Genomic DNA, 15,961 nt, shown 5'->3' with positions numbered 1-15,961 from the left:
TTATGGTTTGGACATGAACACAACTGGCTGTCAAAACTGACACTTTGTCACTGCAATAATCCGTTTGTATAGTCTGGTACGGGCTTTTTAAAGAATACTGAAACACGACATGAAATTGAAAAAGATCTTAGTCGCGAAACAGGAAATAAATAATATTTAACTTTAATATATCACAATGGGAAAAATTATTGGCATAGACTTAGGAACCACTAACTCCTGCGTAGCTGTCATGGAAGGTAATGAGCCTGTCGTAATCGCAAATAGCGAAGGTGCTCGTACGACTCCTTCCGTAGTTGCGTTCATGGACAATGGCGAACGTAAAGTAGGTGCGCCTGCAAAACGTCAGGCAATCACCAATCCCAAGCATACGATTAGCTCCATCAAGCGTTTCATGGGTAAAAAATATGACGAGGTTTCCGGTGAAATGAAAACTGTCGCATATACCGTAGAGAAAGGTCCAAATAACACTCCACGTATCCCGATCGGTGATCGCTTGTACACTCCACAAGAAGTTTCTGCTTTCATTCTGCAAAAAATGAAACAAACTGCTGAGGATTATTTAGGGGTAGAAGTAACAGAAGCAGTAATCACTGTTCCGGCTTATTTCAATGATGCTGAACGTCAGGCTACCAAAGAAGCAGGTCAAATTGCTGGTTTGGATGTTAAACGTATCATTAACGAACCAACTGCTGCTGCCTTGGCTTACGGTCTTGACAAGCAACATATCGATATGAAAATTGCTGTTTTCGATTTAGGTGGTGGTACGTTTGACGTATCTGTACTTGAATTGGGAGACGGAGTTTTTGAAGTAAAATCAACTGACGGTGATACGCACCTTGGTGGTGATGACTTCGACCAGGTAATTATAAACTGGCTTGCTGCTGAATTCAAATCTGACGAAGGTGTAGATCTTACAAAAGATCCTATGGCTTTGCAACGTTTGAAAGAAGCTGCTGAAAAAGCAAAAGTTGAACTTTCAAGCTCAACACAAACGGAAATCAATTTACCATACATTTTCCCGGTAGATGGTATTCCAAAACACCTTGTTCGTTCATTGACTCGTGCCAAATTTGAACAATTGGCAGATAACTTGTTCCAACGCATGATGGAACCTTGCAAAAGAGCGATGAAAAACGCAGGTTATTCAAACAGTGATATCAGCGAAGTTATTCTTGTAGGTGGATCAACCCGTATTCCTCGTGTTCAGGAAGAAGTTGAGAAATTCTTTGGAAGAAAACCTTCGAAAGGTGTTAACCCTGATGAAGCTGTTGCTGTTGGAGCTGCAATTCAAGGTGGAGTATTGACAGGTGAAGTGAAAGACGTTCTTTTGTTAGACGTTATTCCTTTGTCTCTTGGTATTGAAACTTTGGGTGGTGTTTCTACAAAATTGATTGAAGCTAACACGACTATTCCTTCCAAGAAAACGGAAGTATTCTCAACTGCTGCTGATAACCAGCCTTCTGTTGAGATCCACATCTTGCAAGGTGAACGTCCTTTGGCGAATCAAAACCGTACATTAGGTCGTTTCCATTTATCTGATATTCCACCAGCACAACGCGGTACTCCTCAAATTGAAGTAACATTTGACGTTGATGCAAATGGTATCCTGCACGTTTCTGCAAAAGATAAAGGAACCGGAAAAGAACAAAAAATCCGTATTGAGGCTTCAAGTGGATTAACTGATGCTGAAATCAACCGTATGCGTGAAGAAGCGAAAGCTAACGAAGCATCTGATAAAGCAGAACGTGAAAAAATTGAAAAAATCAATACAGCAGACAGTCTGATTTTCTCAACTGACAAACAGTTGAAAGAATTTGGAGATAAATTGTCTGAACCAAATAAAACTGCGATCGAAGGTGCACTTGCTGAATTGCGTACTGCACACCAGACTCAGGATTTGGCTGCTATTGATTCTTCAATGGAAAAACTTAACGCTGCATGGCAGGCTGCTTCTCAGGAGATGTATGCTCAGGGAGGCGAAGGTCAGCAAGGAGCTCCTAACCCACAAGGAAACGGAGCGGCCGGTGAAAGTGCCGGAGCGGAAGACGTAACCGACGTAAATTTCGAGGAAGTCAAATAAGGAATACAAATTGAAAAAATCCCCTTCGAGAGTTGGGGATTTTTTTTCAGCTAAAATTTAAAAAGTGCGTAATTAATCTTCATGGATACGTCATTAAGTTGGATAAAATCCTGGCACAAATTTTTATCACACCGAGCAACACATTCATCAATTAATCAGATCAAACCGACTTTTATGGACGCAATGATGACACTACCTGAATTGAGATATTTGTCTCCCACTACACGTGAAAAAGCAATGACCATTGCACAGGAATTAATTAAAACTTCTAATATCTCTCCAAAGGATGCTATTTCAAAAGCTGTTTTGATAGCAAAAAACTGGGCTGTCAAAAATGTCACAAGAAGTGTTTGGAAAAAATTAAAATCAATCGATAACGAAGCGATATGAGTACTTCTGATCAGCGGTTTAAAGATAAAGTAGTTGTTGTTACAGGTTCGAGCTCAGGAATAGGCAAAGCCTGTGCAGTTTATTTTGGTCAGCTTGGCGCTAAGGTTGTTGTGAATTACAGCGCCAATGCAGATGCCGGTAAGGAAGTTTTAGATGAAATTACTAAAAATGGCGGTACTGCAATCCTTGTAAAAGCTGACGTCAGCAAAGAGGAAGAAGTAAAAGCAATGTTTAATGAAACAATTGCGACCTATGGAAGACTTGATGTGCTTGTAAGTAATGCAGGCCTTCAACAGGATTCTTCATTCCTTGATATGACATTGCAGCAGTGGCAGAAAGTGATTGATGTAAATCTAACCGGACAATTTTTATGTTGTCGCGAAGCAGCCCGTCAATTTGTTACCCAACAAAAAATCGCAACGCAAGATCAGCCTGACCATAGTGAATTATCAATTGGGAAAATAATATTGATGAGTTCTGTGCATGACATCATTCCCTGGGCTGGCCATGTCAATTATGCAGCTTCAAAAGGTGGAATCATGATGTTCATGAAATCAATTTCACAGGAACTTGCACCACACAAAATCCGTGTAAATTCAGTAAGCCCGGGTGCTATCAAGACGACTATCAACAAAGAAGTCTGGTCAGATCCTGATAAATACAAAGGTTTGCTTCAACTTATTCCATATAAAAGAATTGGAACTCCACAGGATGTCGCAAAGGCAGTTGGCTGGCTTGCATCTGATGATTCCGATTATGTAAATGGCGAGACGCTTTACATCGACGGCGGGATGACCCTATATCCGGAATTTGCAGATAATGGCTGACACCATGATTTGTTCAGGCTGAAAAGAAAAAGCACCAGACGATTTTGTCTGATGCTTTCATAAGCCCGGAAAATATTCTATTTTTTGACAAATTCTCCTTTTTCAAAGGACCAGTCATTTCCAAAAAATCCGGCCATTTTTACTCCATCCACTCCGGATTTCAACATGTCTGCTGAAAAGATCATCAAATCGGCAAAACCGCTTCCGCCGCTGAAATATTGATTGGCGTTAGCAGCTTTTAATCCTTTCATCCCGGTTCCTGCAATAACAGAAATTGATCCAAAATCGCTATCCTTTCTTGGCCAGATAAAATAAGCAGCTAAATCATCCCCCGAAAATTGTTTTTCTCCTGCTACAATTTTTCCTCTGGTAACTTTTACCGGACATTCGCCGAGAAGTTTATTCCATGCGAGATTATTTTCTGAATTACCATACAACACAATTCCACGATCCGGGAACTTCGCGGGCTCAAAATCTTTATCTGCAACAATGTCCACGGCACCGTTTCCACGAAAATACCAGGTTTCAGAATCAAATCTTGCTTTTTCAAAAGCCCAGTTATTTTCTTCTTTTGATCCATTGGTAGCATAAACGTAAATCATTCTACTTTTGAATCCATCCTTGAAGGTTCCGTAACGCAATGGATTTTTTTGAGTAAGATCTGGCGCAGCGGCAATTTTCCAGCCATTTTCTTTTTTCAGATAAATAATTTCATCTGGTTTTGTGATTGTATACTGAACGTCAGCAAGGCTATCCAGCTTAATTGTCACGATTTTTCCAACAGAAAAACCTCCAAGATTTAGCGAAAGCAAAGCCGTATTTTCTGTTTTTCCAGTGATACTGTTTTTAATTTTATCTCTGTCTAATTGAATTCTGCTGTAATTAAGAGGAGAAGTTTGCTGGTAAATACCTGCCCAACGCATTTTTGATGAAATGCCTGGATTTGCTGTTTTAAAATCAATGTGATTGTCAGCCGTGTCTTTTTTTATTTTATGCCAGCTGAAAAAGTTAAATATCGGTGCCCAGTCAACGCTTTCATCACCATACCAATGTTCGCCGCCGGGATATTCGTAATAGCTGAAATCGTTATGAAATGTACCCAGCAATTTTCTCATCTGACGTGCATATTCAACGGAAACTGTTTTGTCAGCATCGCCATGAGCTACGTACACACCAAGCGTTTTATAATTTGTAGCCAAAGCCAGAACATTACTTGGATTACTTGCACGAAGTAAAATCGCTTCCATCGGAATTTCTGAATTTTCCGGAATTTGTCCGTCATGTGAGCCGTAAGATGAAAGATTTGGATAACCAGCAGAAGGCGCAATGGCAGCCCAATTTCCCGGATAAGTAGCGCCCAGAAACCAAGTTCCGTGTCCACCCATGGAATGTCCGGTCAAATAAATGCGCGACGGATCTGGCTTATACTGTTTTTTTGCAATCTCAAAAACTTCCAGCGCATCAATCCTGCCCCAATCCTCCCAGTTAAATCCTCTCGGCCGACGATTTGTTGGTGCCACCACAACGCCCCAATCTTTTGGTTTGTAAGCACGCGCCTGGTTAATTGCCTGTACTTCTGCTCCATGCACAGACAGGAAAAGTGCGGGAGCCGTTCCATCAGATTTACTCTGAGGCGCAACGCTATAATACTGAACGCTTCCATCCATTGCACTTACAAATGTCCGGCTGTAATGCTTGCCTTCCGCTATGGATTCAAGTTCCACACTTGTCTCGTCAATAGCTTTTTTGTTCTGTTGCAGCCTGATACCCACCTTATGTTTTCCTGTTGATAGTGAACCTCTAGCATCAACCAGAATAGCAACTTTTCTACTACTCATTGGCGGTATCTCAGGAAGTTTTGTTGTTATCATTTTTCCTGAAAGATCAGTATTCACCTGTAAGCCTGAAAGCTTTTTTGAAGTGGTATTCAAAACTACGATTCCCAGCCACAATGAATCATTTCTCAGAGAGGGAACGATATGAGGAAGTGTTAGGTCATCAGTATTAAATGCGATCGCTTTTTGCGGAAAAGTCAATTTTGCAGTGATGCCACCAAACCTTCCGAATCGGGCTACGCGTATATAAAACTGATTATTTCCTTTTTTTAATTGAACGGGTAAATGCATCCAGCCATAACGATAAGCGTCTCCGCCCCTGGGAACTCCATTGACATAAACCATGTCATGACCCGTAATATTCAACAAAACGGATTGCTCTTTTGAAGATTGATAAGTCAGATAAATATAACCGTTTGTAAAAGCTTCGCCACGAAAACGGCCGGATGTATCCGTTTTTACCGGTTTCCATTTTACTTCCTCCCCCTTTTCATTTTTGGTAAAAACGCTGCCCTCCTGAGGTTTTGTAAGCAAGCCGGAATAGAGCTGGTAAGCAAGCTCATCTTTATAAATCGCCTCGCGGCCATATTGATGACAAGGCCCTACCGCCAACCCATCCGTGAATTTATATACTGTTTGCGACCTGGCCGGATTTGAAATGCAAATAATAACAAAAAAGAAGCCTAAGATAATTTTTCTCATAAAGGATTAACTTAAATAAAAGATTGCAATAAGGGTTTTAGATAATTAAATATTTCTTGTTTTAATACAAATATGAAATCACACAAAAATAAGTATAACAATTTAGTCAGAACAAGAAGCAACTCTTCTCTAACATTTAGAAACACTAAAAATCTAGCCAAAATCTTATACATTTTATTGATTATCAATTATTTATAATTAATAAAAAAATTTAATAAATATTCAATTTCCCAATATCCCTGATGCTGAAAAAAAGTCTAACTTCTTTCCAACCTTTTTCGATCCTCCGGCATCTTATCATTATAAAAACAATAGCTATGAAGAAAATAATAATTCTAATTGTCCTTTGGTTTGCCAGTCTGTCCTGCCATAATAAGAATGAGGAGCCACATCCTCAGGAATCATCGACCAGCGCTTCCTATCGCAAACTCACATCGGTCACTGTTTCAGGAGCTCTGCTAGCTGTGACAGTGCTGGAGGTCAATGACAGCCGCTGCCCCATCAATGCGGATTGCATTTCAGCAGGAACTGTGAAAGTGAAATTTAATATATCAGACGAGGCCAATAGTACGGAGGCATTGATAGAATTAATTAACGACGATAAAACGGTCCAGTCTTTCAAGTTAGGCGACCAGTCTTATTACATCAAAATCCATGAGGTTTCTCCTTATCCTGAGATTTTCAAAACGATAAATCTGGAAGATTACAAAGTAAGCCTGACTATTGAAAAGTTATAAATCGTAACCTCTCTTATAAGTGTATTTGCCGAAAAGCTGCATCAAATATTTTGGTGCAGCTTTTTGTATAGTATTATACCGGAATGATATAGCAACAAATAAAGTAAGAATCGGGAGACAGAATGAATTATCAAAAACTCAATTTACATTTGTCTGAATACACTAATTACATTTGTCTGAATACACTAAAACCAAACCATGCGACCTGCAAATCCATTTCAGCTTCTTTTGAGTTTTCTTTCCAAACACGCCTGGGTTGCTATCTTTTGGACATTACTTATTTTGGTGGCTTGCAGCTGGCCGGGAAAGGATATTCCGGAAGCACCAGTGACAGGTTTTGATAAACTGGTGCACGCAGGTCTTTTTGCCGGTTTTACAGTTTTTTGGCTTTTGTTTTATCCACAAAAAGCAGTGACCGTGATTCTGGCCGGAATTGCTTATGGTGTAGGGATTGAGTTCTATCAAGAAATAATGCCACTAGACCGAACATTTGACTTGCTCGATATAGTGGCAGATTCTATTGGCGTTTTTATTGGATTCGGTTTTAAAGCAATCGTGCTTGACCGTTATCTCCAGCGTTTATATTGATTGATCAAACTGTTGGTTGAGCTATCATGATTGGTCGCTGGCCAGTCATTTTGAAGTTCCGGGTAAATCTTGTTTGCAAGTTGCTTACCAAGTTCAACGCCCCATTGGTCAAAGCTGAAAATATTCCAGATAATTCCCTGCACAAAAATCTTGTGCTCATACATCGCAAGCAGGCTACCCAAAACTTTCGGTGTGATTTTCTTAACCAAAAACGAGTTGGTAGGTTTATTGCCCTGGAACACTTTGAACGGCGTAAGGAAATCGATTTCTTCCTTGCTTTTACCGGCTGCTTTTAATTCTTCGCTTGCTTCTTCGTAGGTTTTACCATTCATAAGTGCTTCTGTTTGAGCGAAAAAGTTCGACAAAAGCATTTTATGATGTTCGCCGATAGGATTGTGGCTTACCGCTGGCGCAATAAAATCGCAAGGGATAACTTTTGTACCCTGGTGAATTAACTGGTAGAAAGCATGCTGCCCGTTTGTACCAGGCTCACCCCAGATAACAGGCCCCGTTTGATAGGTAACAGGTTCGCCGTTACGTCCGACATATTTCCCGTTACTTTCCATATCTCCCTGCTGGAAATAAGCTGCAAAACGATGCAGATATTGATCGTAAGGCAAAATAGCGTGCGTTTGCGCGTCGAAGAAATTGTTATACCATACACCAAGCAATCCCAGAATCACCGGAATATTTCTTTCCAGTTTTGTAGTTCTGAAATGGTTGTCCATATCGTGCGCACCAGCCAGCAACTGCTCAAAATTGTTGAAACCAACAAAACAGGCAATAGACAAACCAATAGCAGACCACAACGAGTAACGACCACCAACCCAGTCCCAGAACCCAAACATGTTTTCAGGATCGATACCAAATTTTTCTACTTCCGGGCGGTTCGTTGAAATGGCAACAAAGTGTTTTTTCACATGTTCCTCATCTTCCGCTTTTTCCAAAAACCAGCCACGTGCCGTAAGCGCGTTTGTCATAGTTTCCTGCGTAGTGAAAGTTTTGGAAGCAATCATGAACAAAGTTGTTTCCGGATCAAGTGATTTTGTAGTTTCTGCGATGTGTGTTCCATCCACATTCGATACAAAATGAACATTCAAGCCTTTTTTACCATATGCTTTAAGTGCCTCAGTTACCATGACCGGGCCCAAATCACTTCCACCGATACCGATATTAACAATGTCTGTAATTTCCTTTCCAGTATATCCTTTCCATGATCCCGAACGTACTTTATTGGAAAAATCTTTCATTTTCGCCAATACTTCATTAACATCCGGCATCACATCTTTTCCATCAACCAGAACTGGTGTATTGGAGCGATTACGAAGAGCGGTGTGAAGAACAGAACGACCTTCGGTAGCATTGATTTTTTCTCCGCTGAACATTTGTTCAATAGCATCTGATAAACCAACTTCTTCTGCAAGTTGAATCAAATATGCTCTTGTCCTTGTAGTAATTCTGTTTTTTGAATAATCCAGAACGATATCTCCAAAACGTAGAGAGAATTTACGTGCACGGTCCGGATCTTCAAGAAAAAGGTCTTTTAAATGCTTCTGGGAAATTGTTTTATGGTGGGTTTTCAGCTTTTTATATGCTGCCGTCTGATCAAAAGGTGTCGATTGAAGCATGAGTTTAACGAATTTATTGTTTAAAAATCAGTTGAAAATTTAGGCCGTTTTTACAAAGACCACTATTACCTTAACACAAAAGTAGCGTTTTAAGACTCTTTTGAGTACCAGAAAAAAATGAAAATAAACTACAAAAACTTAAACAGTTGTTTATCAGTCTTTTCTAAATTGCAAATGAATCAAAAAACGTGTTTTAACTTATTTGAACGCTATAATTATCATCAAATCGCATCACAAACACCTTTATAATAACCGACAGATTCTGCAATTCCCGCCAGTGGATCTTTCATATCCTTCTCATATTCGAGGCTGCACATGCCGGAATATTTTATTTTCCGGAGCGTTTTTATGAACAGGGGAACATCAATTACCCCACGTCCAAGCTCGCAGGTAGTACCACCAGGCGTAGCGGACGTAACATTTTTCAAGTGTAGGTCAAAAATCCTTTTTTGGTATTTTTCCAGATCCGCGATCGGGTCATTGCCATATCTTGCGTCGTGGCCCATATCAAAACATATTCCAACACCCGGATCAAGATTTTTAATCAACTCGTAAACCGACATTGCATTTGGATACAGTTTGTCGCCCGGACCGTGAATATGAATGGCATAACGAATTCCTGTTTCTTTTACTTTTTTGGCAACGTAAGGCAAATCCTCATGATTGGGAATACCCACGATCAATTTCACGCCCACTCTCTTGGCATAATCAAAGGAGTTATCAATTTCCGTTTTTGATTTTGCATATATCGGTCCAACTGCATAACCAGTTACACCCGATTGTTTCAATTTTTCATGAAAAGCTGTGATTTGTTCGGCAGTGCTGGCATAGGGAAGATGAAAATCTTTGATGCAAAGGTAATGCACATCTGTTTTCTTCATCATTTCAAGCGACTGGTCCAGACTGAAATTCACGAAACTGAAACCAGCCATAGCGAGCTTGAATAAATCTTCTTTTTTCTCTTTTGCCTGCGCAGAAAAGGTTTCCGGCAAGGAAACCACAGAACCGGCCATTAAGCCGGCAACTCCTTTTTTAACAAATTCCCGTCGTGTATTCATTCTGAGATGATTTTATAAACAGATTTCAAACTATAAAGTAAAATACCTGAAAATATACCACTCATAAAAAATGAAAGTTTTAAGTACAAAAATGACTGTATCCAGGTAGTGCAGATCATTAATCTAGACTTCCTGGATGTCCGTCATTTGACTTATTGCAATAATTAGATTTTAAGTTTTATACCAATCTTGTTTATCAATCCTGTGATTAAAACAATGATCAATGAGAAAAGCAGCGATTTGATAATACCGATGATACCAGTTCTAAGAAAAATCGGCAAACTGATTCCTGCCAATGTAACTACCGCATACCAAACATAAGGAATCAGATAGCAGGTAAGTGTGGAAGTACCGGCAGGTTTCAGAATTTTTGCCCAGTCTTTTTTTCCCTGCAAATCGGTTAACCAATAGAAAAAGGCAAAAGCAACAAAGCTGATCCCGCTGCAAATTCCAACCCAGGCCGGTGTTGCCCTTATTTTGGAAATTCCCCAAAACGGTCTCGTTCCAAAGCCATAAATAAATGATACTATTCCAAGGCCAATTAAAATAAGTAAAAACGTTGTAGATGACATCTGTTTAGAATATTTTCTATAAATAACAGAAGCTAGAATCCCGCCCATTGCTAATCCAGGCATAGATCCACTGCCAACTATCCAGACATGTGGTCTAATTCTATGAAGAAAACCAAGTGCACCGGAAAACTCTGCCATATTAAAAATCGCAAAAAACACACAGGCAAGAACAACTAACGCAACATTATCGCCGACTATCAAATAAACGAATGCACAGATCAGATAAGTCCAGCCAATCAAGCCGAGAATACCATACCAATGCGTTTTCATCCAGACAATATTATCAGCTTCTCCGCCTTTATAAATTACCGCAAGTCCGATCAAAATCAGAAGCCCGATAAATTTCAGGAGCCTGTAAATTGATTTATTTTCCGGTTTTTCAGGATAAACATTCCAGATTAAAAAGAAAGCTATAACCATGAAGATTTCCCAGACATATTTACTGATAATCATTCCGTCATTAGCACTTTCAAGATTAACAGTAAAAATTCCCATCAAAAGAAGAGCAATTGTGCGTTCAACAATGTGCCTTCCAATGGTCAGATCGCTGTCACCTTTTGACTTTCTGTTTGCTATGGCAAAAGGAATCGAAAGGCCTACGATAAAAAGAAAACATGGAAAAATAATATCGGAAAAACCCATGGCATCATCTTTGGCCGCGCTGTGTTCCAACCATTTAGGAACACCTTCAAGTGTCCAGAGATCATTTACGAAAATCATTAGAAACATAGTCAACGCTCTGAAAATGTCTATAGAATCCAGCCTTGTTACAGAAAATTTGGAAGTCATTTTGTGGTAATTATCTATGGTAAGTAATTTCAAATAACAGATATTATTGATGAAGCTGTTTCAGTTCATCCAGAGTCCAGGGCGTTTCTCTGCCCCCTACCCTTTTCCTTACTTTTTCAACATCGCGATCCTGAATTAACCCGCCCTGATTGCCAAGTCCGGTTCTGATGAAACTGGCTACCGAAGCAATGTATTCGTCATCATTATTTCCCAGGGCAACCATGGTTCCGGAATAATTTTTATTGTTAACCGGCCCTGTCAGCCCGTTGAGAATAATACTGATCAAAACGTTTTTGTTTCCATTAACCCTCGGCGAACCAGCTAATGGTGGCGCCACTTCTGACGGTAAACCTTTGCCATCCAGTCCATGACAAATAGAACAGAATTGTCTGAAAATCGCAGCTCCGGCAAATACCAGTTCTTTGTCATCACCTCTCATTTTTGCCGTTTTCAGCAGCAAATCCTGCATCTCAGGGTCCGCTTCATTCAAGCTTCTTGACGCTGTGACAAACAACAATTCATTAGAATTATTTCGATCTATCAGCTCTTTTAAAATCGCCCGTGCTTTGTCATTTTTACTATATCGAAGAGAAGCCGCAAGCTGAATTTTGACGTCTGCATTCAGGTCATTTTTCAGAGGTTCCAAAGAGGACAGAATCGGTGCTTCTTTCTTTTTCAAATACATTTCACTGATTTTCACAGCAGTTTTTCTGACCTGCGGATCAGTATCTTTCAAAGCAGAGATCAGGATATTTTCGTTGATACTTTTCAAACCTTCCAACGTCCATAAGGCATGAACTTTTGCAATAGGTGCAGGCTTTGATTTCCAGAAAGCCAGTTTCTGCCAAAAACTTCTTTTGCCCAACGCAAGATCTTCCAGTTCCGGCACTATGGTTTTGTCATTACGGACAACCAGTAATTTCTGTGCATTATCACGCCACCAACCGTTGGGATGCGACAAATAGGATATCAGCTTTTCTGAACTTGCATCCAGCAAATCCGGTTTTTCTCCCGGCTTGAAGTCATCATGAACAAGTCTGTAAATTCTTCCTCTGTTGATATTCTTATCAAGGTTTTTACGAAGAATTTGCGGACGAAGATAACTTCCCGGCTTTGTCCAGTTTCCTTCCTGAATTATTCCGTGGTACATATCGACAATGTACAAATTCCCATCCGGGCCTGTATCCATATTAACCGGCCGGAAGTTCATATCCGTCGACGCTATAAATTCCGATTTGTCATAGGCATTTTTCAAAACCGTTTTACCCTCCTGATTTAAGACTTTTGCCCTTCGGATCAGCCGTCCAACAGGTTCACAAATCAGCAGATCTCCTTTCAGGTCAGCTGGTAATTTATCACCCCGATAAACAGTTTGTCCACAGGAAGCAGTAAAATGATTCAATGTACTGTCTGTTTTTAAACGCTTCTTCCCTCCTTCCACATCCGGCGTCGCAATGATTGGATACACAATATCAAAATCGTCAATACGCTGGTCTTTCAAATCAAGTCTTCCATAAATCGGATTTTGCTGAAAATCCAGCGCCGGCGTTTCTCCACCGGCAGATGAGAAGAATAACCTCCCGTAATCGTCATGCGTTAAACCCCATTGTCCGCCAGCGTCCGCCAGGGAATCCACTTCTAGCATTCCATTAGTATACCTGTAACGCGCCGGACTCGTTGTTGTATAAATCCAATTGTCGGTATTCCATATCAGTCCGCTTCTCTGATGTTCCAGATTTGCCTTATCCTCTGCATCATTTTTGAAAACAAGTTTTTTCTCATCGGCAATTCCATCGCCATTTGTATCACGATAACTATGCAGATTGTAAGTGTAAGTTTCATTAACAATCAGCCTGTCATCAAGCGTCAGCATCATTCTTGGCAGCACAAGTTTGTCAATAAATATCGTGCTCTTATCCATTTTTCCATCTCCATCCGTGTCTTCAAGGCGGGAAATCCGGCAGGTCGGAAAACGTTCTCCGGTGCCGTTTATGTCCTGCATATAACTTCTCATTTCAGCCACATACATCCTGCCATTTCCATCCCAGACAATCGCAACTGGTTCCTGAATCATCGGTTCACTGGCGACTAATTGCAAATGATAACCTTCCGGTAAATGCATTGTTTTCATACTTTCTTCCGGCGACAAAACTTTGGAAGAAGGATTTTGTTCAACCTGATCCGGCTTGAAAGCAGCAGTCAAATTTGATTTTGACGCTGGTTGCCGACAGGTAAAGAAAAGGGTTGAGAACAGGATAAATCCTGTCCTTAAAAAATTTCGTTTCATCAGTTCAATGGGTTTTAGGAATTTTAACCGGCATTTTATTAAAGTGTCGTTTTGCAAAGATGCTAATTATTAGCTGCTTAAAAATTGAGAAAATGACGTCTCTTTTAAAAAAGCGGTCCCAACAAATAACCTGACAATTTTTTGTTGGGATTGTTAAAATATTTCTATTCCAAAACCAGCCAGGTATATCCTCGGGCCGGGATCTGAACATTTATCGGCACGTTAAATTCCCTGTCAACCTGATATGTTTTGGATACACCGTCCCTTTCCCTGATTTTCAAACCGGCATGTTTGGAAGTGTAATAAACAGGAAGTTTTATATCCCGTGTGATGCTTTCATTTAAAGGATTGTAAAGCATTACCAATCCTTTTTCTTTCAAACCCGGATTAACATGCATTATGCCATCCCAATCGCGGCCATCCGCACGTCGCAAATGAATAACGTCTGAATTAAGGATATCACGGTATTTTTTGTACCAGTCAACCACCTCTATAACTGTCTTTTTTGTAACATCCGTATCATACAACCGTGGACCGCGATAGCAAGCCTGAATCCCTGCCCCATAATACTGCATCATCAATTGTCTGTAAGCGTCAAGATGTTCAGAAAGTGGTTCCAGAATTGCCTCCGGTCCACCTCCCTGATATTTTGTAAGCGGCACAAAACCCCAGACCATCGAAGGAATTTCACTCCACATGGCATCGAAAATATTCTGGCGGTTTAGTATCATCTGCTGTTCTCTTGACAGAGAAAAATTTACTTCCCGGTAGCCCAGCGCAATTTTATTTGTACCATCCAGAAAGTACCAATCCGGCGCGTTTACGTAAACGCCATTTTGATTACACCAACGGTACAATCCTTTTTGAAGCTCCATCTGTTTCCACTGAGAATCTTCAAGTCCCTGGTGGCCCGGATGCGTTGTTGATGCACATACATCACCGGGATAAGGCCCGTCATTTTCAAAAATATTAAAGCCGGTGGCGGTCATGAAATGTTTCAGCGTTTCGATATATCCCAGTCCCCACTTACTTCCCATGCAGGGAGCATTTCCAAAAAAAGCACCGCCCGGTTTTCCCGTTTTCGGATCAATCACGTCATCTTCCGGACTGATTTTTCTTGAACTGAACAAAGAATAACTACCGATAAAAATATTTTTGCCATGTGCATAATCCGCCAGTTCTTTCCACTTTTTCAGGTTAGCAGCTGTTGTATCTTCCATGTTGCAATGGCTGCCAAAACTTAAAATCAGGGCTTCATATCCGGTTGCGGCACACTGGTCAATTGCAGTACGCACTTCCTGGTCATTTTTGCTGACAAGGTGCATAAAAATTGGATTGCTCGTAGTCCACGGCGCAATGGCACGGTACATTTTTCTTACCGCCAACCCATTTCTTTCCCTGTCATATTTATCGTTTAATAATTCATACGTTCTGACCGATTCGAAAAACTCATCTTTTTTAAGTACAATTCCAATATCCCTTTTTGGATGAATTTCCAGCAAACATGGCGTTTTAAAATCGTAGTTGACCTGCGACGTATAAAGCGGATCGACTTTCCAATGCGTTGCCTGATCGCTCAAAGGGTAACGCATCGCGTTATTGAAAGCAAAATTGTTTTCAATATAAATACCGTTAGGCTTTGCCATTTGTTCCGGCGTTCCTACCACTGCACTTTCTTCCTCGACAACCGCCAGAATTTCGTTAACAACTTGGTCGATTTTAACCGAAGAGCCTGTATTATTTTGAATGGTAACCCATTTACTGATAAGCGGAAGGCCGTCGTAAAGTGAATAATGAACCGCGATTTCCAGTCCTTTTAGAGCTGCAAGGGATGAGGTATAATAAAAAGAAATGGTCTTACCTGTGGCATTTTTCTTATTTCCTGTCCACATGGCGGTTTTCCAATTCAGGTAGGGTTTTATTTCTTCCGTTGTGTATCTGACATAATGAAAAGCACTATCTGAGGTTTTAAATTTGTCGACCCATTCAGGCAATAAATAAGCATTTTCTTTTTGTCCGTACAAACCGCCGACATTATAATTTTTGCCGTTGATGGTGATTCTGGCTTCTGCTTTTACGGCCCGCAGCAACTGCTGTCCGTTGGATAAATTTTTAAAATCCACGCAAGCCAGATCCGGTGTAATCCGAAAAGTCCGTTTTAGTAATCCATTATACAAAACTATATCCTTTCCGTCCTGACTTTTAAATACTTCGGCTTTTTCGGTTATTGGCTGAACAAGCCAGTCTGCGGGTTTTTTGTTTTCAAGATCTGGTTTCCAAACCGGGAAATTTTGCGCATTTGTATCAAATAAAACACAGCAAAAAAGGAAGGTTAAGATTTTAAAATTGACACTCATTTTATCAAAGAATTTATGTTTAGGAATTTTACCCTAAACATAAGACTCCCTGCGTTGTATTGAGCAAAAAACAGTTTATTTTTTTGACTTAGTTTATTTCTGGACTTTAAG

11 protein-coding genes are annotated in these 15,961 nt (G+C 40.3%); 5 read left to right on the top strand and 6 right to left on the bottom strand.

Annotated features, from left to right (window positions below):
• Positions 1-175 precede the first annotated feature (175 nt).
• From dnaK to IEE83_RS10950, 3 genes are all read left to right on the top strand, one after another.
• Positions 176-2,080 (top strand): molecular chaperone DnaK, encoded by a 1,905-nt coding sequence (dnaK, locus tag IEE83_RS10960; RefSeq protein WP_194120623.1) that lies wholly within the window; start codon positions 176-178, stop codon positions 2,078-2,080.
• A 174-nt stretch (positions 2,081-2,254) separates the two neighbouring features.
• Positions 2,255-2,470, top strand: coding sequence for a hypothetical protein (locus IEE83_RS10955; RefSeq protein ID WP_194120622.1), 216 nt, complete (start codon positions 2,255-2,257; stop codon positions 2,468-2,470).
• On the top strand, positions 2,467-3,297 hold the full coding sequence (locus tag IEE83_RS10950; RefSeq protein WP_194120621.1) for an SDR family oxidoreductase: 831 nt from the start codon (positions 2,467-2,469) through the stop codon (positions 3,295-3,297). Before IEE83_RS10955 ends, IEE83_RS10950 begins: the two co-directional genes overlap by 4 nt.
• 77 nt (positions 3,298-3,374) lie before the next feature.
• Here IEE83_RS10950 and IEE83_RS10945 read toward each other — a convergent pair whose 3' ends face one another.
• Entirely contained in the window at positions 3,375-5,834 is a 2,460-nt protein-coding gene (locus tag IEE83_RS10945) for a carboxylesterase family protein (protein ID WP_194120620.1), read from the bottom strand.
• A gap of 317 nt (positions 5,835-6,151) precedes the next feature.
• Between IEE83_RS10945 and IEE83_RS10940 the strand changes: the two genes are divergently transcribed.
• Positions 6,152-6,571: a hypothetical protein gene (locus tag IEE83_RS10940; RefSeq protein ID WP_194120619.1), complete on the top strand. Its 420-nt coding sequence runs from the start codon at positions 6,152-6,154 to the stop codon at positions 6,569-6,571.
• A gap of 198 nt (positions 6,572-6,769) precedes the next feature.
• Complete coding sequence (locus tag IEE83_RS10935; protein ID WP_194120618.1) at positions 6,770-7,159, top strand: VanZ family protein; 390 nt, start codon at positions 6,770-6,772, stop codon at positions 7,157-7,159.
• On the opposite strand, the gene pgi is transcribed toward IEE83_RS10935, so the two are convergent.
• The 5 genes from pgi to IEE83_RS10910 form a co-directional block, all read right to left on the bottom strand.
• On the bottom strand, positions 7,138-8,787 hold the full coding sequence (gene pgi / locus IEE83_RS10930; RefSeq protein WP_194120617.1) for a glucose-6-phosphate isomerase: 1,650 nt from the start codon (positions 8,785-8,787) through the stop codon (positions 7,138-7,140). The two genes, IEE83_RS10935 and pgi, sit on opposite strands and share 22 nt — an antisense overlap.
• A 221-nt stretch (positions 8,788-9,008) precedes the next feature.
• Positions 9,009-9,845, bottom strand: coding sequence for a sugar phosphate isomerase/epimerase family protein (locus IEE83_RS10925; RefSeq protein WP_194120616.1), 837 nt, complete (start codon positions 9,843-9,845; stop codon positions 9,009-9,011).
• A 164-nt stretch (positions 9,846-10,009) separates the two neighbouring features.
• Positions 10,010-11,206 (bottom strand): DUF5009 domain-containing protein, encoded by a 1,197-nt coding sequence (locus IEE83_RS10920; RefSeq protein ID WP_194120615.1) that lies wholly within the window; start codon positions 11,204-11,206, stop codon positions 10,010-10,012.
• Positions 11,207-11,249: 43 nt separating this feature from the next.
• Positions 11,250-13,493, bottom strand: coding sequence for a DUF7133 domain-containing protein (locus IEE83_RS10915; RefSeq protein ID WP_194120614.1), 2,244 nt, complete (start codon positions 13,491-13,493; stop codon positions 11,250-11,252).
• Positions 13,494-13,657: 164 nt separating this feature from the next.
• On the bottom strand, positions 13,658-15,850 hold the full coding sequence (locus IEE83_RS10910) for an alpha-galactosidase (protein ID WP_194120613.1): 2,193 nt from the start codon (positions 15,848-15,850) through the stop codon (positions 13,658-13,660).
• Positions 15,851-15,961 lie beyond the last annotated feature (111 nt).

The sequence above is a fragment of the Dyadobacter subterraneus genome, from assembly GCF_015221875.1.
In the GTDB taxonomy this organism is placed as follows: domain Bacteria; phylum Bacteroidota; class Bacteroidia; order Cytophagales; family Spirosomataceae; genus Dyadobacter; species Dyadobacter subterraneus.
The sequence above is the reverse complement of the archived record's forward strand: the minus strand, read 5'-3'. Positions and strand labels throughout refer to the sequence as shown.